This is a genomic window from Longimicrobium sp. (assembly GCA_036387335.1).
Lineage (GTDB): Bacteria > Gemmatimonadota > Gemmatimonadetes > Longimicrobiales > Longimicrobiaceae > Longimicrobium.
In genome coordinates this window covers 1-23,036 of the sequence record DASVTZ010000220.1, presented here as the reverse complement: position 1 = coordinate 23,036, position 23,036 = coordinate 1, and the positions used below count along the sequence as shown (strand labels likewise).

The following is a 23,036-nucleotide window of genomic DNA, read 5'->3' as shown; positions in this document are numbered from 1 at the left end:
GCTCCTGGACTGGCGCGACCCTGACCCCGACCAACGTCCGGCCGGGGCCGAGGCCGGCGTCTACCTGCGCGAGGGCAGGTCGCCGCCACGGAATGGACCCCTTGCTGCGGCCGCCGAGGCGCGCCGCGTGCGGGGCTTCGGCCGGTTTCCAGGTCTCGACACGCTGATGGGAGTGGAATCCGGGAAGGTGCCCCTGACCGAGGCCCCGTTGCCAGTACTCGCGGCACTGCCCGGTTTCGGCGCGGAGTTGTTGGCTCGCGTGGCGGACCTGCGAATGCGTGGCGAGCCAGTACCCGGGGTGATAGGTCTGACTGGATCGCTGTCCGAGGCCGCACGTGTCGAGGTGCAGCGGCACGCGTCGGAGTTGGCGGATCTCACCACCGCGGTCCCCGATGCGTGGGTGGTCACTGCCCGCGCGAGGGTGGGTACTCCGGCTGTCGTCGCCGTTGTGGAGGTGCGTTTGGTGCGCGCTGGCAACCGCGCGGCCGTCGTGCGGCGGCGGAGCTGGACCGAATGAGGGCGCTGCGCATCGGAATATCGGTGGGGATCGGCCACGTGCGCGCGGTCGCCGTACGCTCCGGCAGAGTAGTGGCCGCGACTGAGGCCGAGCTCGCCCTGGGCGACGGGGTGGAGGAGGCGGTGCTGGAGGTGCTGTCCAGCTTCTCCACGGGTGGTTACCCTCGTCCGCGGGTGACGATCGCCCTCGGTCCGTCGTGTGCACAGGCGCGCCGCCTCACCGGGCTCCCGCCGCTGGACAACCGTCGCATCCTCGAACAGCTTGTCCGCGAGGGCGCGTCTAAGTTCTTCCTCCGCAACGGCTCCTCCCTCCTCACGACCGGGGTGCGGATCGAAGCCCCCGGCACCGTATGGGCCGGCGCGCTTGACGAGCCTACAGCGCGTGCCGCTGAGGCCGGTTGCCGGGCGGCGGGCCTCGCTGTGGACGCCTTCGTTCCGTCGGTAGTCGCACTGGCCCGCGGATTGGCGGACGGACGTCACAGGTGGGTGGATGGCTCGACGGCGGCCGAGATCGAGGTCACCGATGGGGTACTCACGGGCGTGCGCCGTCTTTCGGTGGGGCCTACGGAGGCGAGAGAGCTGCGGGCGGTCGGGGGACTGGCGGAGCTGGAGGGCGATGGGTGGCGGTTCGCCGACGCCTACGGCGCGGCCATCCTTCCCACAGACGAGCCGCTGGCGGTGCGGCGCCGGAGCGGTGGACATCCCGGCGGCGACGTACCCCCGTGGCGGCTGGCGATCGCCGGGATAGCGGCGTTCGCGGCGCTGACGGGTGCCGCGGTGGCACCCGCATGGCGTGCGATGCAGGCCGGGGATGCGGCCGCTGCCCGCTTGGCGCAAGGCCATAGATCCCACGCCGCTGCCGCCGCCGCCCAGCGCGAACTGGTCCGGGTGACCACCGCGTTGCGGGAGATCGCGGCGTTCGACTCCGCGCGCCGGTCACCCCTGCTGGTGCTGGAGAGTCTCACGCGCGCCCTTCCCAAAGGGAGTGCCCTGATCGCGGTGCGTGAAGACTCGGCTGAGGGGAGCGCGGTAGTGTTGGCGCCTCGCGCCGCGTCCGTCCTAACGGCGCTAGAGAGAGTGCCCGGGGTGGGATCCGCCGAGATCGTTGGGCCCGTGACGCGTGAGATCGCGGCAGGCAGGCAGGTGGAGCGGGTCACGGTACGCTATCGGCGTACTCCGTCGGTGGTTCGGGCGCGATGATCTCAGGCATTTCCGAGCGCGACCACCGAGTGATGGTGGCGGGAGGAGCGGCGATCGCGCTCATCCTCTTGCTCGTGCGGGGTATTCCTGCATGGCGCCACTGGGATGAAGGGACACGCGACTCGGCGTTCGGGGTGCGGGTGGAGTCGGCGCAACGCGAGGCCGCCGTACGCGCCCTGCCGGCGATGCGCGACAGCGCGGCGGCGCGGCGGGCGCGCTTGGCGGCACTTACACCGAGAGTAGTGCCCGGGAAAAGCCCAGGTGCTGGGGGCGCCGCGCTAGCCTCGCTGTTATCCGAAGCGGCGGGCGAGTCGGGTGTGCAGCTGGGTACGATGCAAATATCACCCCCAGATTCGGGGGTGCACACCGTCTTCACTCGCGTGCGGGTGCGTGGCGACGCCACGGGAAGCCTTCCGGGGCTCCTGCGCTTCATGGAGATGGTAGAGGCCGGTCCAATCCTGGTATCGCTGCCGGAGTGGGCAATTTCCCAACCGGACGCGGGCGGGCCTCCGGATCGCCCCGAGACGCTCCGAATGGATTTCGCGGCGGAGGCGCTGACCCCGGCGCGTCGACTGAAGGAGATCCAGCCATGACGCGTGGGCGCTGGGAACGGCTCCTGTACGCGACGGCGCTCGGCTTCGCTCTCACTGGTTGGGTACGCTGGCGCCGTGCGCTTCCGGCGATACCCCCGGCTTCTTCCGTGTCGCTCGCGGCACCTGCAGCCGTCACCACGGTCCCCGCAGCCAGGCTCGCCGCGGCAGTGGAAGCTACCTCCCGAGAGAACCCGTTCCGGCTGGATCGCACACCCGCCCCGCTCACAACCGGCCAGCCGCCGGGGCTGGGTTCATTCGTCGGCCCCGGGCTCCCCTCCTACAGTACGTTAGGGAGGACGACAACGCCGGCCGGGATGTACCCGCCTCCCGGGGTATCCTCCCTCGCGGATGCCGGTCTGCGGGTCAACGGCATCTCCGGCCCTCCCTGGGAGGCGATCCTCGAAGGCGTTCCGGGACGTACTGGCGCCGTGGTGGCGCGCGAGGGAGACAGGTTTGGCGACCTCCGCGTTCGTTCTATCTCGTCTGAGCGGGTCGTGATCCAGGGTCGCGACTCCACCCTTCGCCTCAATATCAAGCGAGTCGGACCGTGAAATGCCACTTCCTTGTGGTCGCACTTGCCGGGGCGCTGTGCACCGCGCCACCGCTCCGCGCCCAGACGATCGATCCCGGGCGCGGAGTCACCATCGATTTTGCGGACACCGAATTACGCGCGGTAGTCCAGTCGCTCGCGCGATACCTGGACCGCCCGGTGCTCTTCAGTGCGGTGGGAGGGCAACGGGTGTCGCTGCGCACTCCCCACCCGGTGGAGCAACGGCAGGTAGTTTCGATACTTCGTAGCCTGCTCGATAGCAATGGCTTCGAACTGGTGGAGGACAGCGGCTCGTATGTCGTCCGGCAACGGGGCCAGCCCGCGCCCGCTTTGGCGTCCACACCTCCGTTCTCCGCAGCGGGACCTCCGCAGGGAGTAGTCGCAACCGGGAGCGGTGTAGCGGAGCTCTTCGTCATCCCGCTCCGCCACGCGCGAGCCGCCGATGTGGCCGCGACTGTCAACGCGCTCTATGGCCGGGGGGGCGCGCTGGGCGAACTCGGCGCCAGAGACCCACTCGCAACGCTCTCTGACGCGCTGCGCGCCAACCGCATTCCAGCGGGAGCCGATCAGAGCGCGTCCATCTCGGGCGGGGTGCCAGCCTCAACAGGTACCGGTGGCTTTCGCGGAGAAGTGGTGATCGTGCCAGACGCCCGCACCAACTCTCTTCTGGTGAGGGCGAGCCGCGCGGATTACGAGTTGGTGCAGGCGGCGGTGCGGCAGGTCGATATTCGCCCGCTGCAGGTGATCATCGAGGTAGCGATCGCGGAGGTCAGGCGTAATTCGGAATTCAGTTACGCTCTCTCTGCCAGTGTGGGGCAAACCCGAGTGCGTGGCTCGGGTAACACCACCGTCGCAGGCAGGCTGGAAGGCGCGGCTCGCGAGGACCTGCTGGTAGATGTCCGAGGTCTCGGCGGGGTGGACCTGAACCTGACGCTGCGGGCCGGGGTGGCGCGTGGTGTGGTCTCCATCCTCAGCCGTCCAATCATCTTCGCGGCCAACAATGAGCAGGCGGAAATCAACGTTGGGGACCAGCGCCCCTTCGTGCAGCTGCAGCGCACGACGGACGGAGGTGCGCGCGACCAGGTGGTCCAGTACAAGGACGTGGGGACCCGACTCGTGGTCCTTCCCACCATCAGTGCTGACGGCTACGTGCAACTGTCGGTCACTCAGGAGGTCAACAACGCTACAGCGGAGACCGGTCCGCAGAACGCCCCGGTAATCTCCACCCGCTCCATCCGGACGGCGCTCCTGGTGCGTGATGGGCAAACCGTCGTTCTGGGGGGGCTGGCCGAGGCGCAAAGCGAGCGGGGTATCAGCGGAGTTCCCGTCCTCTCCAGCATCCCAGTGATCGGCGGACTGTTCGGGAGCCGCAGTCGCGCGAACCGCGGAACGGAGCTCTTCGTCTTTCTCACGCCCCGAATCGTGCGCGATGACGCCGGCTTGGGTGCCACCACGCGTGATGTACAGCAGAATGCCGGCGCGCCGGGGAAGACCATCCGCAAGACCCCGCCTCTGATCCTGCCGAGGCCGGGCAAGTTGCCGGGGACCGCGCGATCACCGGTCCAGGCCGCGCCGATCCCGCCGCCGAGCGACCCAGAAACGGAGCACCGTTAACGAAACAGAAGAGTGGGTGGGCCTCTCACCAGGCTCCTACGCAGCGTCGTCCGTTCCGTCCACCCATCGCACGGTATGACTGTGGAGCTATCAAAAAAAGCGCGGCTGTCGGGTGCACGCCGAACTCTGAAGAAAGGGCCGTTGACCGCTCGTTTCTCTAGTCTCCGGAACCGCACACCAATCACCATGGAGAGGTGCCGAATGCGTATTTGGCCAAGCATCCTTCCGGTCGTACTCTCGGCGTGTGCCGCAGTGAGCACAGTGGGAATCAGCCGACCCTCGGGACCCGGTGAGTACCCCGGCGGCGCCGAGCCGGTCATAGCTAACGTCCGGCGAAGGGCGCAGATTATCCCCCTGGTCGATCATCACGAGCACATCATGGGACCCGTGGCCATCCAGATGCAGGTGCAGAATCCGTCGATCCCGACGATTACCCTGCCCCCTGACTTAGATCGCGTGCTGAAGGAACGGGAGCAGTTCTCGCGTACGGAGGCGCCCCAGGCCTCCTTTGAGAGGCTTTACGCGGGGACCGCCCAGATCCTCGACTTCACCGACGCACCCTACCTCCGATGGGTGCGCGGCGCCAGAAATGTCGAGCGCGTGTCCAGATCACTCACGCAGGGGGCACGGTATGTTCCCAACCAATACCACACAGACGGAACGATAGGTTTCGTGGCCGGCGTTATGCGGGGCGCCGGGTCCGAAGAGGATGAAGCATATTTTGTTCTGGGACTCAAACGGGAGTCGGGCGTCTGGAAGATCATGAGTGAGCAGGTGACGCCTCAGCCTCCCCTGCCATTCGCGAAGCCGTTGACGGCCGACAGGATAATAGAGGTGCTTGACGATGCAGGAATACAGCGCGCGGTGGTACTGTCTGCTGCGTTCTGGCTCGGCGGAGGGCGGATTCAAGGGAGCCTGGAGGAGGAGCACTCCAGAGTCCGGGCGGAGAACGACTGGGTGGTCGCGCAGGTGGGACGTTTCCCCAACCGACTGGTTGCCTTCTGCGGTGTCAACCCACTGCGAGATTATGCGATAGCCGAGCTAAGGCGTTGCGCGACGCTGCCGGGAGTTCGGGGAATGAAGCTTCACTTCGGTAACTCGCGCGTAGACCTCTTGAACCCTGTCCATCTCGAGAGCTTGCGTGCGTTCTTCCGCGAGGCGAATGCGCGCAGGATGGCGTTAGTGGTTCATCTCTGGGTTCGCGGGGGGTACGGCCGCGCCCATTCCGAAGTATTTCTGAACCAGCTATTGCCCCTGGCGCCTGACGTGACGATCCAGATTGCGCATCTGGCGGGTTCGGGGGGGTTCGACAGCGACTCCGCCCTCCAGGTGTTCGCCGACGCGATCACCACGGGTGACCCCAGGATGCAAAACGTCTACTTCGATGTCGCGACTGACGTGAATACCGAGCAGCCCGCCGAAGTGATCGCGCTGATCGCGCGGAGACTGCGTCAGATCGGGCTGCGTCGCATCCTGTTCGGTGCGGACACACCGATCCTCGATCGGCCGCCAACGCTTCAGGCATGGGCCACGTTCCGGCGCAGGTTGCCTCTGACCAACCAGGAATTAGAAATCATTGCGGCGAATGTCGCGCCGTACCTTCGCTGACCCCTCGCGCATGGAGACGTGGCGCACGCTGACCTGACCCCGCTCAACCGGCGTGCGGCGCGCCGTGTGCTAGTCGACCTTGTCCATGGCGGGAGATCTGCCCCTGTCGCATGGCTTGGGAACGAACAGCGCAGGTAGGACATGGCACACTCTGGCCGTTCGCTACGCGCCCACTAACGAGAGCGGCGACGGTCCACGCCCGGTTCACGGACCACTGGCCCCTGCCCCACGACGGCTCAGGCACTCTGCTCGGCAGGCTTGGCGGAGCGGACTTCCTAGGCGCTGATTGCCCGGAACCGCGGGATCACACGTCTGGTGCGACGTGCAGGCGGAGTCCTTTCACGGGTGCGTCCGCTCCGATGTAGGACCCGGGGCTTCTACCAAATGAATAACTCCACCGGGGCTGCGACCAATGGCAGCCCCGCCGCGTCTGTATGAGTGGAGCTCCGAATCAACCCTCTCACCGTACGCAATCGTGAGCATTCGCATCCCCTTCGCTGACGCGTTGCATCCTCACTACGAGGATGCCTTGCGTTACTCCCGGGCACTCTGTGCGCGGAGCAACTCGGCCGCTGACGCTGAGGACGTACTGCAGGACGCCTTCCTGAACGCACTGAGGAAGTACGATTCACTGAAGGATCATGAGAAGTTCCGCGCGTGGCTGTTCACCATCATCACCCGCTCCTTCCACAATCACGTGCGGCGCTCATTCTGGAAGAGGTTCATCCCGATGAGTGCGCCCGAGGCGGAGCGTACCTTACCGACGTTGTACAACCGCGATCCGAGCGTGGAAGACCGCCTGCTCATCGACGGGGCGCTGGCACGGCTGAATAGCGGCGACCGTACAGCGATCCTGTTGTATGAAGTCGGCGGGTTCAGCGTCCGGGAGATTGCTTCGATGTGCGGCGACCGGAGCCTCTCCGCGGTCAAGTCACGACTCGCACGTGCCCGGCAACGACTGCGGACCGTGCTGAGCGATCACAAGGGTGGTGACGACATTTCCCAGGGTCTTCCATCTCGTGGCGCGGCAACCGTGCAGAGGGAGACTAACGCTGGTATCAACTCTTACACGGAGATTGACTATGCCCACTCAGCCTAGCAGCGACCAGACCCCGGATCCGGTGCTCGACCCCCATTTCAACCGGTTGCGGCAGGTCGATTTGTCCGCGAGCTGGCCCCTTACCCGGGGCTGGATCGAATCCGCGGAGGCGCGCCTTTGGGAGGAGACGGCGCGTCGCCGGCAAGCGACAACACCTTTCTCGCTGCGCTTTGCGCTGGCAGGGCATCCGGCGCGACTGGCGGGCGCGATGTTACTCGTGCTCACGCTGATCGCCTGCGTCTCGCCGGTGGAGCGCCAAGTCACATTGGGCTACACGCTCACGGGGAGGATCGCCCTGCCCCCTGATCAAGCACGGGTTCGCCTGCGGCAGATTCCCGGTGTAGAGCCGCAGGGTGTTGAAGTGCTCGGCATTGTGACCGCGATGGTAGGAGGCCGTGAGGAAGTGCAGGCGTACGTCGGCTCCGGGCGCGCGATCGTGAACGGAAAGGACATCATCACCCCGACTTCGAAGTTTGTCTTTACGCTGCCGAATGCGGACCCTGCGGAGATCAAGCGGCACCAGGCCGTGTTGGCGTCGATGGGTGGGGTCGATTCGCTCCGCGTGGACCCGATCCACGAAGAGGTGAGGCAACCCGCCTATCGCGTGGTGCTCCAGTCGATGAGCTACCAATTCGACACGGATCTTCCGCCCGAGGCTGTGCAGAGCGCAGTCCGCCGGCACCTGGATGGAATGGGGATGGAGGCGGTACAAGTCCGCTACATCACCCGAGCGGATGGTCCACCCTCAATCGAACTCTCGGTGGAGGGAGATCCGGCCCGGAGCGCCGACCGCGTGGACGCCTTTCTCCGGGAAGTGCGTGCACCGCGGCAGTAAAACCCCGTTTTGCGGATAGTGCGGCGGTCTCGGGTATCGACGGTCGCTGACCCGATGCACCTGGCTGGGTACACGGCTACACCCCAAGGTGTGGCCGTGCACCCCCGCAGCACGCGCAACGGTCATTCGATCACCGCCCGCCCGGCCGCCCGCATCGGTGCCGAAGTCCGCCCAGACCGGAAAACACAACGGTGTGCTCATGGCTAAACGACTGCGAGTACTAATCGCTCACGATGAACCCGCCGCATGCACAAGGCTCCGAACTCTCCTCTCAGGGCTTCCGAACGTGCACGTGCTGGGCGAAAGCCGTACGGTCGCTGAGACCGTCCAGGCGATCCATGAAGAGGGTGCCGACATCGTCTTTCTAGACATAGCGTTGCCGGATGGGGCCGGGCTCGACGTGATCCATCAAGTGGGCGCTGAACGCATGCCGATGACAGTCTTCGTGTCCCCGTCCCGGCACGCATTCCATGTGGACGGGTCGGACCACATTGGCGAGCCGGCCGACGAAGACCGCCGTAAGCTGGCGATCATCCAGTCGTGCGGGGTCGAGTTTGGACGTGAGTGCAGCGCGGATGATGGTCTGGCGCAATCCACACCGTTAGTGGCCGCGGAGGGGAGTCACCGGTATGTAGATCGAATAGTAGTCCGGGTGGACGGAGGTTTTGGATTCGTTCGTGCAGACGAGGTCGACTGGATCGAGGCCGCCAACAACTGCGTAAGGCTGCACCAAGGCAGCAAGACCTGGCTGCTGCGACGGCCGCTTACGAGCCTGGAGAGCGACCTCGATCCTCAACGGTTCCTGCGCGTGCATCGCTCCGCGATCGTGAACATCGGTAAGGTGCGTCTCGTGCGAGTCTATTCAGGTGTCGAGTACATCCTCTCGATGGAGGGCGGAGCAAGCGTGCTCACGGGCCGAGCGTATCGCGAACGCGTTCGAACGGTCCTCCTGCGACAGACTGGGTCGCACGGCAAGGAGTAGTGTCCGTGGCAGCGGCGTCCCGGTCCGGTAAGACGCCCGGCGGCGACGGACCGGCAGGGGAAGCGGAGCGGAGCAGTCTAGGTCTAGGCGAGCTTCTGGAGGGCTTACCCGACATGAGTGCAGCATGACGGCAATGATGTCACAACGAAGGGCCCTGGCGCCGCAGCAGCGGGGTTACGAAGCCTCGTTTTGGGGCGGCGCGATTCTCTCTGACGTCGCGGCTGACACCGCGGGGGTGTGACCGCGCCGCAGATGGTGCCGCGCGCAGGATCAGCACGCGCAATCGGCAACCAACCAAGCTTTTCGGATATCCTGTATCCAGGGCGGACCCTAGTGCTTCAAACAAGGCGGCGGCGGTCGTCTCGGGGTCCCCTTGAGACACCTCAAGTGTCCGACCGATGATGTTGTTGCCGCTCGAGACGAGTTGGTCGGCGCACCGAGCCGTTCTGGACGGTGAGATGGCTGGCGCTGAGGAGGAGAGCCGAGGCTGGTGCTAGGGTACGCAGGAGCACAGAGATTCCAGGTGGACTTCACGCAAGAAAGCAGCGGTACCAGCGGCTGCGGATCAGGGAAACTGTGGTACGAAGGCCGAGGTGCCGCGCCATCCGTACGCTGGCCTCCCGGGGAACACAAGGTGAGGTTCCGTAAACGGCGACTGGCCGGAACTGCACGTCTAGGAAGCCGACCCGCACACCTACGAGAGTGCCCTAGCATCGGATGGGGACAGATACACGAACAGCCCGCCGTTACCAGTGACCCCGATGTAGTACGAGCGCTGATTGCCGAGCAGCGTTTCGGTTAAGCTCGCGAGCGCCGGGAGCATGTGATCTAGATACGCCTTTGCCTGTCGGACCGGGACTTCGCGCAGCGGCTCGACCACGCTGACGTGGAATCCTCCCTCGTCGTGAAGTCGCTCGAAAAGTTGGGCGCGGCGCCGGTGCCGCGCGTCGATCGAGATCCGCCCGCCCGCGCTCGTGAGCTCGTCTTCGCCCTCTTCGCTGCCGACGGTCTCCCGCAGGGCTGCGGCGCGGAGTGGCGCTGGCAGACGCGCGATGCGCAGGAGCGTGGTGTGCGGAGTGCGGGCGATCGCCATGGGTGACACCCCGGACCGAGTGAGGACTTCCGGTGTGAGTGTCTCGGCGACCAATAGCTGCTCCGAAATGGTCGCGCGCGCTACCCTCGTCAGCTCCGAGAGCTGGCGGAGGCTGTGTTGTCGGCCTTGAGAATGGAGGAAGGCTCGCAAGTCCAGCATGTCGCGCGCCTTCTCCCAACGCGAAACGTCCTTGCGCTGAGCCCGTTCAGCCACGCCCTCTACGACGGCCTCAAACAGCCCCATCGTGACCCTTCGGTGATTGCAATAGGAACTTCCCGTCCGGAGAAGTCCGGTGTAGCTCCGCGTGCACACCGTTTCCATTCGGGCCCGGGGGACCGCACGCCGTGGGTTGCCGCAGTTTCCCGGAACACCTAAACTGACCAGTGTAACGACGAGCAAACTTACCGGAAACTAGCCGCCCGTGACGGGCGAGGCAATCCCCCTCTCGGCGAGGACGTCCCCGTCTCGCGACTGAGGGCGGCCATCGCTCTGCGCGTTATGGAGACCTCAAGGCGGCGAACAGCAGAAGAAGTGGGTTTGAGCCCCCAGGGGTTGGGCAACTTTTTGAGGGGTGCGAAGCCGCACCCGTCCACCCTTCGGAGGATGCTAAGCTGGCACGCGGGTAGAGTACGGCTGACTGGGCCGACCAGCGTCTCGACGGCAGAGGCGCTCGGGGCCTTGGTAGAGGCTCTGCCGCCGACGGACCGGGGACAAGCGCTGTCTGAACTCCGAAACTTTGTGGGCGAGCTGTATCAACGCCGAGGGTATCCGGTCCCAAAGGACCTTGCCGCCACGGACGAGGCTTAACGGGGAGAGGGCCTAGTCGATCAATCCGGCCGTCCCGTCTATGCTGCCGTCGGTGATCAGCGGACACCCGAACGACTCTGCTCCGCGGAATTCCAGAGATCGTAAGGTCGCGTGAGAGCTTAGCGGCAACGCTACAACCAACCGCAATCGTGCTGGCGGATCTGGAGCACGAGCACGGCAGCTAATGAACACGCACCCTGCTACGGCCTTCCCGATCTGCGAGAGCCGTCTACCTACTGTGCGCGTCCACAGGAAGAGGCCCGCGTCCGAGTCTTCCTCCTCCGCATCTAGCAGTTGCCCCCGCTGCCAAGCCACGTACTGAAGCACGCCTTTTCCACTGATCCACGCCCCTCCCCGGATGGTCCTCACGAGGACGAAGAAGCCGCTTCTGCTCCTCGCGCCCGAGTTCAACCCGGACAATTATGCCGTTCTGAAGTCCTCAGCCATCGGGTCAACCACGCCCGCGCCGAAGCCCTCTCACGTCAGAATCATCCTAGACGAGCCCACGGCCTGACCCGGGGAGCAGGCACCGCGTCTCCCACCGGCTGTCCGGCTGCGAGAGTATCTTATAACGCGCGCGGGTGCAGGTGCTGCCCGTAGGCTCCCTCACCGAGGCTCAGTTCCGCGAAGCCTTCCTGCGGCCGGGCCTCTCCCCCGGGTGGGCTTGCCCGATTTCCCTCACGGCCACCCGACTGAAGATGCAACGTCTCTACCACCCGGGCCCGGTATGCGTCCAGACTCGCACTTCGGGCTTGCCGGAGGAGGCGGGGGTACTCCGATCTACGCGTGCGATAGGCGTGTTGAACACGCCTCCGGCGTCTATCTCCATCTCATTCAAATGGTACTCCACACGAAGCAGCATCTCCAAGAGACCATCGTGTCTTGTCTTCCACTCGTCCCGCTCCTTCACAGCGCGGTCCAGTCGGGCCGTGAGATCAGCGGAGCCTCGCCCGGGTGATTTCTTCCTCTTCCTTTGACCTGCGCGCGCTTTCTTCAACGCCTCCAAGTCGACGTACTTATAAACCGTGTTCCGACAACAACTCGCGTATCGGGCGAGCGCCGTCACGCTAAGTGGGCGTTCGGGATGGTCGAAGAACGTACTGTCGACGTACTCCCGGAGCCGCCCTCGGATGCTCTCTGCCTTTGAGGCCGGCATGTCAGCTGCCTTCGCCGGAAATAGCGAGTGCCCGAGTTAGACCAGCGATCCACTCATCGCACTGTTCCATCTCCCCCGCGCGTATCGGAGCCCCGCGGGCGAGCCGGTCGACCACGTTCTGTCGCCTCATCTCCCATCCCCGCAGATCGTTGCGTAGTTCCTCGGGTGAATCGACACCGCCCGCTGACATCAGGAGTTCGTCACACCAGTTCTCACCTCGAAAGCAAGCTTTACCCTTAAGGCACTCGCCTCGTCGGACGCAGGTCGCGCCACGGACCTTGTGGGTTGCACGCAACGTTTCGCGGTATGCCTCAGCCTCCACGACGGGGAGTGAGTCGTGGACCTTTGCTTTCATCCCGACGAGTGCGCGGTTCCGCAACTGGTCCTTGCTGAGGTCAGCGTGCTCTGATGCAGAGTGCAAGTACACGTAGGTGTGCCACTCGTCGGTGCGCTGCATCCATGTCGTAATCTGCACCATGCTCATCCCAGACTTGCTGGCGAGCGTGTTGATCCAGTGCCTCAGCATGTGGGACCGGAGTTTAGGGGTCCGGGCGTTACCGTCCGTATCCACCACGACGACGCCCAATCGCTCGAAGATGCTGGGAATCGTCTGCTGTGGTCTGTGATACCCAGCCAGCAGGTTGCGATAGGTATGGTATGGGAAAGGCTCCACTAGAAGATGATTCGGGGTGGCCCCCGTGCGCTGCCAAAAAAAGTACTTGGGGACCACGAAGAGCGCCTCGGACAGCATCTGAAGGTCGCCGTTGCCCAGATCGAAGGACACCAGACTCCCGCGCAGGCCACTCACGACCAAGAAACGCTCAACTGCCGCGTGCGGGAACAACAGTGAGCCCCTCCTTGATCGCCCAGGCACCGCGGCAGCCTTCAGCTCAGCCCACCCCGCTTTACGCGGGAGCACCTCGCTGTTCACCCCCGCCACGCGCGCTACCCCGTCCAGGGTCAGGAACCCGTCCGTCCCTTCCCCGGAAAACGAGACCCGACTCTGGTCTTCTTCCAGTGTGCGTGCCCGCAGACGAGCGGGGCCCGTGAGATCAAGGATCTCGGCGAGCAGCCGCTCCGCCAGTACGGCACCAAGCGGTGAGAGCCAGCGTAGCGCCCACTGCATGCGCCCTCCCCGCGCCTTGCAATTCCAAAAGCGAATCGCTAGCCGAACGCGCCCCTGGCGGGCTTCGCGCACGAAGCAGTCGGCTGGCAGCGTGAGCAACTCGCGCGCTCGGAGTCCGGTGACGAGCTGTAGGCCGAGCGCGCAGATCAAGAGCCTCACCAGCGGTTCCGACGCAGTCTTCCGGAACTGAGGGGCCAGCGGATCGATACGGTATATCTGTGCGGCACAATAGAGCGTCTGCTGCTCCGGCAGCCGATCCAGCCTGGCCTCCTTTCGTGCCGCGTCTCCGTGTTTGATCGCCACCCGTTGCACGCCCGGCACCCATGAGAACTCCGGGCACAGCTTGTTCGCCATCAACCAGAGGACGAATGCCCGAACCCTTTCAAGTTGGACTGCACGTGTAGTCCGCATCGGGTACCTCTCATCATGGAGCCTTTCCAACCGGGTGAGATGTACGGGACGCAGATCAGCCACGCGGAACTGAGTCGCTGCGTTACCACGTCGTTCCCCGACAGACGATTCGACGATCGCCGTCCAAAGCGCGCGGAACGCTTGGGCGGCCTTGGTCATCACTTGATAGCTACCATTCACCGCGTACACCCAAGCCTTGGCCGCGAGTTCGTAGTCAGGCGAGAATGCAGGCAATTCGTCCCTCTCTGGCCGAAAGCGTACGTTCCAACCGCTCCCCAGTCCCCTCCGGGCGGACCGGGGCTTGAAACACCAGATCGTCGACTCGAACTCGAGCCCGGGGTACTCGCCCGGAGGAAAACGCACGTAGAAATACTCGCGCATTGCGTTCGCAAGCACCGCCAGGTTCCCGGTAATCTCTTCATGGTCGCGCTTCGGGCTTACGGCTCGCATTGGCTAGGTTCTGGTGGAGTTCGCTGATGCACGTACGAGCAGACCCGCTCGCGAGTTCGTCAGGATTTGGAGCAGTTCCACGATCGCGGTGATCTGAGGGCGAAGCAAATTCGCCATCCGGTCGGATTCCCGCCCGCGGCAACGCCTGAGCTCTTGGTCAATCTGCACAAGTTGACGCTCGTGAGGCGCGTGCACCCGTGTGGCGTGGAAATGGGGGCACTGGTAACAGTCCAGTGGGGGCTCCTTGTGGCAGAGTTCCGGATTGTCACAGTGTCCGATCACGCCGATGTCAGCGAACTCTGCGTACCCGGCGAAGTGGGGCACCCCACCATAGACGGGGGGATGCGACTCGTCGAGGGGCGAAGCGATATCGCCGAGGAACATCCGCACGACGAGCACCCAATCGGGGTGGCGGTCGAGTGTGCGCTCGAGCACGTCGACGAATGCGGCGCTGTTCTCCGTGTACACGGCAGCCATGGCGGTCAATTCGTCATCCAGAGCCGCGGCGATCTCCTCTGCAGTCGCGCCGTCGACCGCGAGGTTTGTCGCCATGGTGCGGCGAAAACGGTACGAGAACACGTGCAGGCGTGTAGGAAGAGTAGCATCCACTCCCTCCTGCTTCCCGCGGAGCGGCGCGTGGCGAATCGTCATCAGCTCCGCATCGGCGGCCCAGTGCTTCAGGGCGGCCGCGATATTCCCCTTCGCCCGTCCGCCGAGCCAATGAAAGATCAGATCGTTCTCGCCGGCTTCACCCATCACCTCGAGGAGCAGCTCGGCCAGGAACGGATCGATAAGTCGCTCGACAGTTATCTCCTTCGCCAGACCACCGCGTTGCTTGACCTTCGGAACGTCAAGGAAGTAGCTGCGGCCGTCCGGGAAATCACGCCATCGTAGATGCCGCCTGCGGAGCCGAATCATAGCCTCCGGGCGGATCCCGAGGCGCTGAAAGGTCGCGACGATCGCACGATCACCGGACCGTCCTCGTCCTTCCCGTAAGCGAATTTTGATGAGCTGTTCCTCCTCCCACGTGAACGCCCCTTTGGTCGGGTGCGCCATGCGGACGATGTGACCGGACAGAGCACGTGTGTACTGGATCGCATTCAGTGCAGTCAATACACCTTCCCGGAAGCCGGGCATCTTTCTTCTGAAGCCCCACCGGTAGAAACGCCTGAGAACCTGCGGGTGCATTCCTTTGCTGCTGAGCTTGGCGCTCGCGACCGCATAAGCCGCGATAACTTCAACGGTCAGGTCTTCCACGGTGAAGGTCCGCGGCTCCCGCCGGAACCGAAATCGATCATGCAGGAAGCGCTCGAAATGCTGCAGAGTCTGAAGCACGCGCTGTACGCCGTTCGGCGCATTCTTCCTAAGCAGTTCAGCGAGGAACAGACGGGCTAGATGGGTTAAATCCGGGTGAAACATCGAGGGCCGAGTGCTCGCTTGGACCACCCGCTCTTTGCCACGCTCGCGAGGAAAGTCGAGTCCAGAGACATTGAATGGCATGTGGTCAGTCCCAGCCTCAGTCTGCGGAAGCCGCCACGGGGATACGCTCAGGTCCAACTCGTGTCCGAACCGCACACGGAGGGAAGCTGGCAGGCTCGGAAGTCCGGACCGGTGCAAGTCAACCGCGGTCGGCTTGAGTTGGTGCACGAGACTCAATGCTCCTAGTTGAGCTCGCCGGCGACGCAGCCGCTCAGACATCGCCTGCCTGCAGACGCAGCACCCGTTCGTTGGCTCTTCTGGACAAGAGACGCCGGATGTAGGGCTTGGCCGAGCGCACGCTGCCCCAGCCGAAGTACTCGAGGAATTCATCCAGAGATTCCATGCCGGAGGCTTGGAAGGCCTCGAGCACCTCGAGCGCTCTATGATGGCGCAAGCGGTGCCAGCAGAACTCATTCAGGGAATGTGGCACTCCCGGGTGGCGTTCCTCGAACACCAGAGACGCATACCTCCGGATCGAGCGCGCGATACCGTGTGCCGTGTCGACGGAGATGGGGACCCCCTCCTTCGTGGTGATCAGATATTGGCGCTCAATCGCAGCTTCATGGTCCGTCCCCTTCCCGGAAGGGGACGGTGCCTTGATGTAATCCCAAATGGCGTCCAGAGCTCGATCGCTCAGCGCGACGGGGCGTCCACCCCGCTTGAGTCCCGGAGCACGGGCGACTCTCGGGTCCTCGGCATCGTCTGGACGCCTAACGAGATCGACCTCCGCCCTTACGTAGTGTCGCACCCCCCCTACCGTGATCGGTCTGGGAAGGTCACCGATCTGCACTACGAGAGCCTCGCCGCGCCGGATCCCGCCGTCCCGAATTATGGAGTACAGCGCCCAATTTCGAGGGCGGGTGTGGCTCGCGAAGACCCGGAGCGAGAACTTCCCGTCTGAACCCGGACCAATCGCCGCTTCAATAGCTGCGATTTCGTCTGCGGTGAATCCCTCGCGCTGCTTGCTTTGCTGCGGCTGTTGCCACTGGTCGCGAAGCAGCGACGCTATCTCGGCGCGAAGCTCTGCTAGCATAGTGAGTTTTTGAGAAGGCCACTTCTTGGTCGACCAGTTGAGCGGACGCAGCACCCACGTGATGAATTCGATCCAGTGGTACATGCGCCGGTTCTGCCCAGCTACTGTTTTGGAGGTGACCCGAGAAAGCTTCCTACCCGTCGCGCCGTACGCCATCCTCTCAAATGCACGTACGAATTCCGGTGGCTCCGGACACTCCCCAGCTTGGAACATCGAATCCAGATCCTGTCCGAGTTGGGCGAAGTGGTGGTATAGCTCACCCACTGATCTTAGCTTTGAACGGCCCACTTCGGCGCCCGTCCGGCGCTTCCGCAACCAAAACAGGGAAAACAAGCGCGGTAGCCGCGGCGGAAGTCCGGAGCTACGCGTGAGAAGGACCGGGTGGCGCTCTCCTGTAGCCAGCCGGATCATGATACAGCGGTAGCCGGTCGGATCCATTCAGAACCCCAAAAGAAAACAAAGTCCACCAGAGTCCGGAACGCCGAAAGTAACCACCGTGAACACATTCTACAACCCTACGCAAAACGCGTGGTACGGGCACCTGAAGCACCGCTCGGCCTCGCTGGTGACGGTGATCCTGGTGAGCTGGGGGATCGCGTTCTTCGAGTACTGCTTCCAGGTGCCGGCGAACCGCATCGGCTACGGGCGGTACAACGCGGCGCAGCTCAAGACGATCCAGGAAGTGATCTCGCTGGCGGTCTTCGCCGTCTTCTCGGTGCTGTACCTGCGCGAGGAGTTCCGCTGGAACTACGCGGTGGGATTCGCGCTGATCGTGACCGCCGTCTTCGTGATCTTTCACGAATGGTGACGCTCGTCTTCGTCCGCGCGCCCGTGGCGGGGCGGGTGAAGACGCGCCTGGCCGCCGCCCTCAGCGCGGAGGGGGCGCTGCTCATCTACCGGCGGTTGGCCGAGCACGCGCTCCGCGAGGCGCGGGCGCTGGGTGGCGAGGTGCGCGTCCACTTCACCCCCGCGGACGCATGCGACGAGGTGCGCGCGTGGCTCGGCGAAGGCCCGTGCTACCTTCCGCAGTCCACCGGCGACCTGGGCGCCCGCATGGAGGCCGCCTTCCGCGCCGCCCTCGAAGAGGGGGCGGATCGCGTCGTCATCATCGGCTCCGACCTTCCCGAGCTTTCCGCGGCGCTGCTGCGGCGGGCATTCGCTGAGCTGGAATCGCACCCCGCCGTGATCGGCCCGGCGCGCGACGGCGGCTACTACCTCCTGGGATTGCGGACGATGATCGAAGGCCTGTTCGATGGCATCCCGTGGAGCACGGATGAGGTGCTCGCCCGCACGCTGGAGCGGTTGCGCGCGGCCGGCATCGAGCCCGCCGTCCTCGACACGCTCTCCGACGTCGACGAGGTGGACGACCTCCCCGCCGGCTGGGCGGAGTGGGCGCGCGCGGAGGCGGCGCGGTGAGCACAATCGAGTGGATCGCGGCCGCGTTCGGCGTGGTGAGCGTCTGGCTGAGCGTGCGCGAGAACGTGTGGAGTTGGCCCACGGCCATCGTCAACACGGCGCTCTACGTCCTCGTCTTCCGCAACGCGCGGCTGTACGCGGACATGGGGCTGCAGGTGATCTACATCGCCATCTCGCTGTACGGCTGGTACCACTGGCTGCACGGCGGCACCGGCCACGGCGAGCTGCGCGTGTCCCGCATCCGCAGGCACGAGCTCCTCTGCCTGCCCGTGCTGGCGGTGGCGTGCACCCTTGCGCTCGCCGCGCTCCTGAGCCGCTACACGAACGCCACACTCCCGTACCTGGACTCCACACTCACCGTGTGCAGCCTGATCGCCCAGTGGCTGATGACGCGCAAAATCCTGGAGAACTGGATGTTGTGGGTCGTGCTCGACGTAGCGTACGTCGCGCTCTTCATCCATCGCGCGCTCTACCCTACGGCGCTCCTCTACGCCGTATTCCTCGTTCTCGCCGCGATGGGCCACGTGCAATGGACGCGCTCGTACCGGGCTCATATGGAGCCAGCGGCATGAGGTCGGGCAGGCAAGACCATGCCCGGGCGAGTAAACTCGCGGCAACAACAGCACAAAGTCCGCCTTCGCGGACTCGGGATCGGATGCCGCGTTACTGAAGACGGCTTTAGCCGCCTTCCCGTGGTTCCAGCCTGCGGGTTCATCCGCCGGTTGTGGAACAATCAGCGATACCGCTGCGCCAGCTCGGCCGGGTCGGCGCCACGAAAATAGGACCAGCGCAGGTGCCACATCAGCAGGATGGTGCGCGCGACTCCGCGCTCCTCCCAGCGACGGCTGGAGGTGGTCACGCAGGCGCGAAGGCAGAGCGGCGGGGCGAGGCGCTTTAGGGCGCGGGTGATCGCGACGTCCTCCATCAGCGGCAGATCGGGGAATCCGCCGACACGTTGGAACCACTCGCGCCGCACAAAGATCGCCTGGTCGCCCGTCGCGATCCCGCTCAGGCGCGAGCGGATGCCGATCATCCGCTCCACCACGCGCAGGAGCGGATGGCGGCCGGTGAGGCGCACGTCGAAGCGGCCCCACCCGCATCCCGTGCGCCGCAGCCCGTCGAGCACCAGGGTGTCGGCTCCAACCGGGAGCTGGGTGTCGGCGTGGAGGAAGAGAAGGACGTCGCCGGACGCGGCGGCGGCGCCAGCGTTCTGCTGAACGGCACGTCCTCGTGGGGACGCGATCACCTGGTCGGCCAGCGGCGTGGCCAGGGCCGGAGTGCCGTCGGTGCTTCCGCCATCCACCACGATCACCTCGTGGCCGCTCTCGCGGAGCGGCTGGAGCGGGGCGAGCGCCTCACGGATGCCGGCGACCTCGTCGAGTGCCGGTACGATGATGGAGATGCGCCCGCTCACCTCGCGCCGAGCTCGCCCAGCCGCTTCTCCACCTCGGCCGCGGCGGAGCGTTCGTCCTCGGTGCCGCGCGGGTTCAGCTCCAGTGCCCGCCTGTACGCGGCGACGGCGCGCTCGCGCTCACCGGCGGCGCGCAGGGCGTCGCCCAGGCGCGTCTGCGCGCGGAAGGAGCGGGGGAAGATCTCGGTGGCAGCCGCAAAGATCTCAGCGGCGTCGGCGGCCTTGCCCCAGGCCAGCCAGTCACCGCCCAATCCGAGCACCCCTCCCTCCGCCACCGCGAAGTTGCCCCCCGCCGCAAGCCGGCGAGCGAGCGCCGCGACCTCCGCCGCGCTCCGGCCGGCCTGAAGTGAGTCACGCATCGCTACCTCCAGCGGCACGCGGGCGCTGGAGTAGAAGACCAGCCGGTCGCCGCGCGGGCTGACGACGTACGCCGTCACGTTCTGGAGCTCGGGCCCGGCGAAGCTCCTCACGGCACGCCAAACGGTGTCCCGCGCGGGGTCCAGGGCGTACAGCGTGTTCCCCTTCCCCATCAGCAGCGTGCCGCGCGGCGTCCACGCGTGGCTGGTGCGGCCGAGGACGGTGGGCGCGACGCCGGTGACGCGGCCGGTCGCCACGTCCACGCGGCGGATGCGGTGGTGGCCCGACGAGTCAGTGCGCGTAAAGGTTACCGCGCGCGCGCCGGGCACCCGCTGCGGCGGCAGGGGCGCGGCGGGCGACTCCACGTCCCTCGTCTGCCCGGTGCGCACGTCGAAGAGCGCCACGCGGAAGCGCGACATCGGGCGCATGAGCGCAAAGGTGTTGCGGTCGATGCGCGCATAGTATCCCACCGTGTCCGGCCCGGGAAGGAGTCCCCGCCGCGGCACGCCGTCCGGTCCGTACACCCAGGGGCCGTACTCGCGAAAGAGCGTTTCCGGCTTCCAGCGCACCGCCAGCAGCTCCCCACCGGGTTCGACGGTGGGGCTGTTCTCGTTCTCCGGCGTGCGCGTGACCTGCGTCTCCGCGCCCGTCGCCAGGTCGATGCGGAAGATGTCCGACTGGCTGGCCGGCCCGCCCCGCTGCCCGGAAAAGACGATCGCGCGCCCGTCCGGCGTGAACGATGGCTGCGAGTTGCGCCCGCCCCTCGTGAGGCGGGCCGGCTCTCCCACTTCCAGCTGCCCGCCCCGCCAGCGGAGCTCGCTCACGTACAGGTCCACGGGATTGGCCTCCTGCGCGAGCGCTGGCGCGGAGGCGAGGGATAGCAGCGCGAACGAGACGAGGGCGCGGTTCATGGGATGCGTGCAAGAGTACGGGCCACCTTCGCCGAAAGCAGCCGCCCGGTTCTGCCTCGAGAACAGCTCTTACTGGCCCGCGCGTTCCCGCCTGGCCCGGAGAATGGCGGCTGCGCGCTGGAGCACCTCCATCTCCTCCCTGAGGCGCTCAGTCTTTTCGCGAAGGCGATCGCTGACGAGCGACAGCTCGCGCTCCTTTTCGAGCGCCTCTCGCGCCTTCTTGACGTTCTCGGTCTCAAGCATGTGGTTCTTCCGGGGTGTCGGCAACGTCCAGGTAGGGGCTGAGTACCGCCCGCAGCTGCCGAACGCGACTCTCCAGAACGCCTACCCGGTCCTCGACTACAGTGAGACGGTTGTTCCGCTCCGAATCGATCTCCGCGTTCAGCGTAACCTCCTGCCCCAGCACCTTCGCGGTGCCTCCAACGCTGGTGAGCGCCGGCAGGCCGCCGGAGAACAGTGCTCGCGCGTTCGCGGGCCGCAGGAAGCGAGCCAGGTACAGGGTCGAGATGTACAGGATTCCTCCCGTGAGCACGAGGAGGAGGAACCGGAGCGCCCAGACGAGCGGAAGCCAGAGTAGGACGTATCCCATGCCGCAACGGTAGGGGCCAAAACGGCCCTCGGCAATGGGTAACGGGCCCTCCCACATACCTCCGCCACGTCCTGCGCGCGGCCGTGCAACCGCTGGCGCATAGCGACCGCACCGGCACCGACAGCGCGGCGTCAGGTGAGACCCGCATCCTCCGCGATCAGAGCGGCGAGGGCGGCCCAGTCCAGGTCGCCGCGGCCGCGCGCCACACCGGAGAGGAGGGAGTCGCGCAGCAGGGAGGCGAGCGGCATCGGCACCTCCGCGGCATCGGCGGCGGCGAGGGCGAGGCGCACGTCCTTGAGGCCCAGCCGCATCGGCATCCCCGGCGGGTCGAAGCGGCCTTCCACGATCTGCCGCGCGTACGCGGGAAACGCGGGCGAGCCCAGGAGCGTGCCGGAGAGCACCTCCTCCAGCGCCGCCGGCTCCACACCGCTCTTCCGCGCCAGCGCGAACGCTTCGCCCAGCGCGCGGATCATCGAGGCCAGCACGAAATTGCCGCACAGCTTCACCACGTTCGCGGCCGGAGCATCGGAGCCGAGCTCGAACACGCGGTCGCCGAGCGCGTCGAAGAGGGGGCGGCAGCGCTCGATCCCCTCCGCGTCGCCGGAGGCGACGATCTTGAGCCGCGCCGCCTCCGCCGCATCGGGCCTGCCGAACACAGGCGCCGCCACGTAGCGCTGCCCCAGCGAGGCGTGCCGCGCCGCCAGCCGCCGCGACAGGCGCACGCCGATCGTGCTCATCCCCAGGTGCACCGCGCCCTTCGCCAGCGTGCCGGAGATCCCCCGCGGCGAAAAGGCGACGGAGCCCAGCGCGCGGTCGTCGGCCAGCATGGTGATCGCCACCTCCGCGTCGTGCACCGCGTCCGCGAGCGAGTCCGCAGTGCGCACGCCTTCCGCGGCGAGCGGCGCCGCCCGTTCCGGCGTCCGGTTCCATGCCGCGACCGTGTGCCCCGCGCGTGCCAGGTTGCGCGCCATCGGCAGCCCCATCCTCCCCATCCCTACGAACGCCACTCGCATCGCCGCGCTCCTTCCGTTCCGGTTTCTCCCGCCGTCGATCGGACCGCGTGCGGCAAGAGCCCTGCCGGTGGCCATAAATCCAGTTCCAGGCCGGCCGCGTATCTCTCTGCACGAGTCAGTATGAACAAACCTTGTGCAAGGAAGGAAGACATGAAGAAGACGATTGCGATGGTGATGATCGCTATGGCCGTGACGGCGGGAACCGCCTCCGCGCAGGCGAGCCGCGCCAACGCGGCGGGGATGACGCGGGCGACGGTGATGGTGGGCGGCCAGTCGATGCTCCCGACGCGCGACATCGTGGACAACGCGGTGAACTCGGCGGACCACACTACGCTGGTGGCGGCGGTGAAGGCGGCAGACCTGGTGCAGACGCTCAAGGGGCGCGGGCCGTTCACGGTCTTCGCGCCGGTCAACGACGCGTTCGAGAACCTCCCCGAGGGCACGGTCGCCACGCTGCTGCGCCCGGAGAACAAGGCGGCGCTCGCAAAGGTGCTGACCTACCACGTCGTCCCGGGCCGCCACACCGCCGCGGACCTGATGCGCATGATCCGCCAGGGGAACGGCACCGCCACCCTGCGCACCGCCAGCGGCGGCACCCTCACCGCCATGATGAACGGGCCGATGAACGTCACGCTCCGCGACGAGTCCGGCAACGTCGCGAGCATCTCCACCTACGACGTGCTCCAGTCCAACGGCGTGATCCACGTCATCAACAAGGTCCTGCTGCCGCGGTAGTCGCAGCATCAGCGGGCAAGTGCAGCGGGCGCGCCGGGGGCGTCCCCGGCGC

22 protein-coding genes are annotated in these 23,036 nt (G+C 66.0%); 12 read left to right on the top strand and 10 right to left on the bottom strand.

Translation table 11 applies throughout. The annotated features are described in order from the left end of the window. From VF647_22765 to VF647_22730, 8 genes are all read left to right on the top strand, one after another. A partial coding sequence (locus VF647_22765) for a hypothetical protein (GenBank protein ID HEX8454918.1) occupies positions 1 to 517 on the top strand: 517 nt, incomplete at its 5' end. Beyond that, a complete protein-coding gene (locus VF647_22760) occupies positions 514 to 1,716 on the top strand; it encodes a hypothetical protein (protein HEX8454917.1) in 1,203 nt (400 codons plus the stop codon). The genes VF647_22765 and VF647_22760, both read left to right, overlap by 4 nt. After that, positions 1,713 to 2,309 (top strand): GspMb/PilO family protein, encoded by a 597-nt coding sequence (locus VF647_22755; protein ID HEX8454916.1) that lies wholly within the window; start codon positions 1,713 to 1,715, stop codon positions 2,307 to 2,309. Before VF647_22760 ends, VF647_22755 begins: the two co-directional genes overlap by 4 nt. 547 nt (positions 2,310 to 2,856) lie before the next feature. Further along, complete coding sequence (locus tag VF647_22750; GenBank protein HEX8454915.1) at positions 2,857 to 4,473, top strand: secretin N-terminal domain-containing protein; 1,617 nt, start codon at positions 2,857 to 2,859, stop codon at positions 4,471 to 4,473. Positions 4,474 to 4,860: 387 nt separating this feature from the next. Next, entirely contained in the window at positions 4,861 to 6,081 is a 1,221-nt protein-coding gene (locus tag VF647_22745; protein HEX8454914.1) for an amidohydrolase family protein, read from the top strand. 475 nt (positions 6,082 to 6,556) lie between these two features. Continuing rightward, positions 6,557 to 7,180, top strand: coding sequence for an RNA polymerase sigma factor (locus tag VF647_22740; protein HEX8454913.1), 624 nt, complete (start codon positions 6,557 to 6,559; stop codon positions 7,178 to 7,180). Further along, entirely contained in the window at positions 7,164 to 8,015 is an 852-nt protein-coding gene (locus VF647_22735) for a hypothetical protein (protein HEX8454912.1), read from the top strand. Before VF647_22740 ends, VF647_22735 begins: the two co-directional genes overlap by 17 nt. Positions 8,016 to 8,214: 199 nt before the next feature. Then, the gene (locus VF647_22730; GenBank protein HEX8454911.1) at positions 8,215 to 8,997 is read left to right on the top strand and encodes a LytTR family DNA-binding domain-containing protein; all 783 of its coding nucleotides are present in this window, start codon (positions 8,215 to 8,217) and stop codon (positions 8,995 to 8,997) included. Positions 8,998 to 9,691: 694 nt separating this feature from the next. Here the strand turns inward: VF647_22730 and VF647_22725 are convergent. The 5 genes from VF647_22725 to VF647_22705 all read right to left on the bottom strand — a co-directional run bounded on the left by VF647_22725 (position 9,692) and on the right by VF647_22705 (position 16,636). Continuing rightward, on the bottom strand, positions 9,692 to 10,333 hold the full coding sequence (locus VF647_22725) for a hypothetical protein (protein ID HEX8454910.1): 642 nt from the start codon (positions 10,331 to 10,333) through the stop codon (positions 9,692 to 9,694). 1,273 nt (positions 10,334 to 11,606) lie between these two features. Next, positions 11,607 to 12,053: a hypothetical protein gene (locus VF647_22720; GenBank protein HEX8454909.1), complete on the bottom strand. Its 447-nt coding sequence runs from the start codon at positions 12,051 to 12,053 to the stop codon at positions 11,607 to 11,609. 1 nt (position 12,054) lies between these two features. Further along, positions 12,055 to 14,040 (bottom strand): hypothetical protein, encoded by a 1,986-nt coding sequence (locus tag VF647_22715; GenBank protein ID HEX8454908.1) that lies wholly within the window; start codon positions 14,038 to 14,040, stop codon positions 12,055 to 12,057. 3 nt (positions 14,041 to 14,043) lie between these two features. Beyond that, positions 14,044 to 15,459 carry a hypothetical protein gene (locus VF647_22710; protein ID HEX8454907.1) on the bottom strand — a complete coding sequence of 472 codons (1,416 nt, stop codon included), beginning with the start codon at positions 15,457 to 15,459 and terminating at the stop codon, positions 14,044 to 14,046. Positions 15,460 to 15,730: 271 nt separating this feature from the next. Continuing rightward, entirely contained in the window at positions 15,731 to 16,636 is a 906-nt protein-coding gene (locus tag VF647_22705; GenBank protein ID HEX8454906.1) for a hypothetical protein, read from the bottom strand. Between the two features lie 412 nt (positions 16,637 to 17,048). Here VF647_22705 and VF647_22700 point away from each other — a divergent pair, with 412 nt between their 5' ends. The 3 genes from VF647_22700 to pnuC are packed head-to-tail and all read left to right on the top strand — an operon-like array spanning position 17,049 to position 18,540. Then, positions 17,049 to 17,360, top strand: coding sequence for a DMT family protein (locus VF647_22700; GenBank protein HEX8454905.1), 312 nt, complete (start codon positions 17,049 to 17,051; stop codon positions 17,358 to 17,360). After that, positions 17,354 to 17,968 (top strand): TIGR04282 family arsenosugar biosynthesis glycosyltransferase, encoded by a 615-nt coding sequence (locus VF647_22695; GenBank protein ID HEX8454904.1) that lies wholly within the window; start codon positions 17,354 to 17,356, stop codon positions 17,966 to 17,968. The genes VF647_22700 and VF647_22695 overlap by 7 nt, the downstream gene beginning before the upstream one ends. Beyond that, positions 17,965 to 18,540 carry a nicotinamide riboside transporter PnuC gene (gene pnuC / locus VF647_22690; GenBank protein HEX8454903.1) on the top strand — a complete coding sequence of 192 codons (576 nt, stop codon included), beginning with the start codon at positions 17,965 to 17,967 and terminating at the stop codon, positions 18,538 to 18,540. The genes VF647_22695 and pnuC overlap by 4 nt, the downstream gene beginning before the upstream one ends. A 161-nt stretch (positions 18,541 to 18,701) precedes the next feature. Here pnuC and VF647_22685 read toward each other — a convergent pair whose 3' ends face one another. From VF647_22685 to VF647_22665, 5 genes are all read right to left on the bottom strand, one after another. Continuing rightward, a complete protein-coding gene (locus VF647_22685; protein HEX8454902.1) occupies positions 18,702 to 19,382 on the bottom strand; it encodes a TIGR04283 family arsenosugar biosynthesis glycosyltransferase in 681 nt (226 codons plus the stop codon). After that, a complete protein-coding gene (locus VF647_22680) occupies positions 19,379 to 20,647 on the bottom strand; it encodes a hypothetical protein (protein HEX8454901.1) in 1,269 nt (422 codons plus the stop codon). The genes VF647_22685 and VF647_22680 overlap by 4 nt, the downstream gene beginning before the upstream one ends. Positions 20,648 to 20,716: 69 nt before the next feature. Beyond that, positions 20,717 to 20,890 carry a hypothetical protein gene (locus VF647_22675; protein HEX8454900.1) on the bottom strand — a complete coding sequence of 58 codons (174 nt, stop codon included), beginning with the start codon at positions 20,888 to 20,890 and terminating at the stop codon, positions 20,717 to 20,719. Beyond that, complete coding sequence (locus VF647_22670; GenBank protein ID HEX8454899.1) at positions 20,883 to 21,236, bottom strand: hypothetical protein; 354 nt, start codon at positions 21,234 to 21,236, stop codon at positions 20,883 to 20,885. Before VF647_22670 ends, VF647_22675 begins: the two co-directional genes overlap by 8 nt. Before the next feature lie 131 nt (positions 21,237 to 21,367). Next, entirely contained in the window at positions 21,368 to 22,249 is an 882-nt protein-coding gene (locus VF647_22665) for an NAD(P)-dependent oxidoreductase (protein ID HEX8454898.1), read from the bottom strand. Between the two features lie 150 nt (positions 22,250 to 22,399). On the opposite strand from VF647_22665, the gene VF647_22660 reads away from it, so the two are divergent. Next, positions 22,400 to 22,984 carry a fasciclin domain-containing protein gene (locus VF647_22660; GenBank protein ID HEX8454897.1) on the top strand — a complete coding sequence of 195 codons (585 nt, stop codon included), beginning with the start codon at positions 22,400 to 22,402 and terminating at the stop codon, positions 22,982 to 22,984. Positions 22,985 to 23,036: the final 52 nt, after the last annotated feature.

Bases quoted from the DNA above. Each gene is read 5' to 3' on its own strand.
- VF647_22760 (HEX8454917.1), top strand. From the start codon at position 514: ATGAGGGCGCTGCGCATCGGAATATCGGTGGGGATCGGCCACGTGCGC.
- VF647_22755 (HEX8454916.1), top strand. From the start codon at position 1,713: ATGATCTCAGGCATTTCCGAGCGCGACCACCGAGTGATGGTGGCGGGA.
- VF647_22735 (HEX8454912.1), top strand. From the start codon at position 7,164: ATGCCCACTCAGCCTAGCAGCGACCAGACCCCGGATCCGGTGCTCGAC.
- VF647_22730 (HEX8454911.1), top strand. From the start codon at position 8,215: ATGGCTAAACGACTGCGAGTACTAATCGCTCACGATGAACCCGCCGCA.
- VF647_22725 (HEX8454910.1), bottom strand. From the start codon at position 10,333: ATGGGGCTGTTTGAGGCCGTCGTAGAGGGCGTGGCTGAACGGGCTCAG.
- VF647_22720 (HEX8454909.1), bottom strand. From the start codon at position 12,053: ATGCCGGCCTCAAAGGCAGAGAGCATCCGAGGGCGGCTCCGGGAGTAC.
- VF647_22715 (HEX8454908.1), bottom strand. From the start codon at position 14,040: ATGCGAGCCGTAAGCCCGAAGCGCGACCATGAAGAGATTACCGGGAAC.
- VF647_22710 (HEX8454907.1), bottom strand. From the start codon at position 15,459: ATGTTTCACCCGGATTTAACCCATCTAGCCCGTCTGTTCCTCGCTGAA.
- VF647_22705 (HEX8454906.1), bottom strand. From the start codon at position 16,636: ATGTACCACTGGATCGAATTCATCACGTGGGTGCTGCGTCCGCTCAAC.
- VF647_22695 (HEX8454904.1), top strand. From the start codon at position 17,354: ATGGTGACGCTCGTCTTCGTCCGCGCGCCCGTGGCGGGGCGGGTGAAG.
- VF647_22680 (HEX8454901.1), bottom strand. From the start codon at position 20,647: ATGAACCGCGCCCTCGTCTCGTTCGCGCTGCTATCCCTCGCCTCCGCG.
- VF647_22675 (HEX8454900.1), bottom strand. From the start codon at position 20,890: ATGCTTGAGACCGAGAACGTCAAGAAGGCGCGAGAGGCGCTCGAAAAG.
- VF647_22670 (HEX8454899.1), bottom strand. From the start codon at position 21,236: ATGGGATACGTCCTACTCTGGCTTCCGCTCGTCTGGGCGCTCCGGTTC.
- VF647_22665 (HEX8454898.1), bottom strand. From the start codon at position 22,249: ATGCGAGTGGCGTTCGTAGGGATGGGGAGGATGGGGCTGCCGATGGCG.
- VF647_22660 (HEX8454897.1), top strand. From the start codon at position 22,400: ATGAAGAAGACGATTGCGATGGTGATGATCGCTATGGCCGTGACGGCG.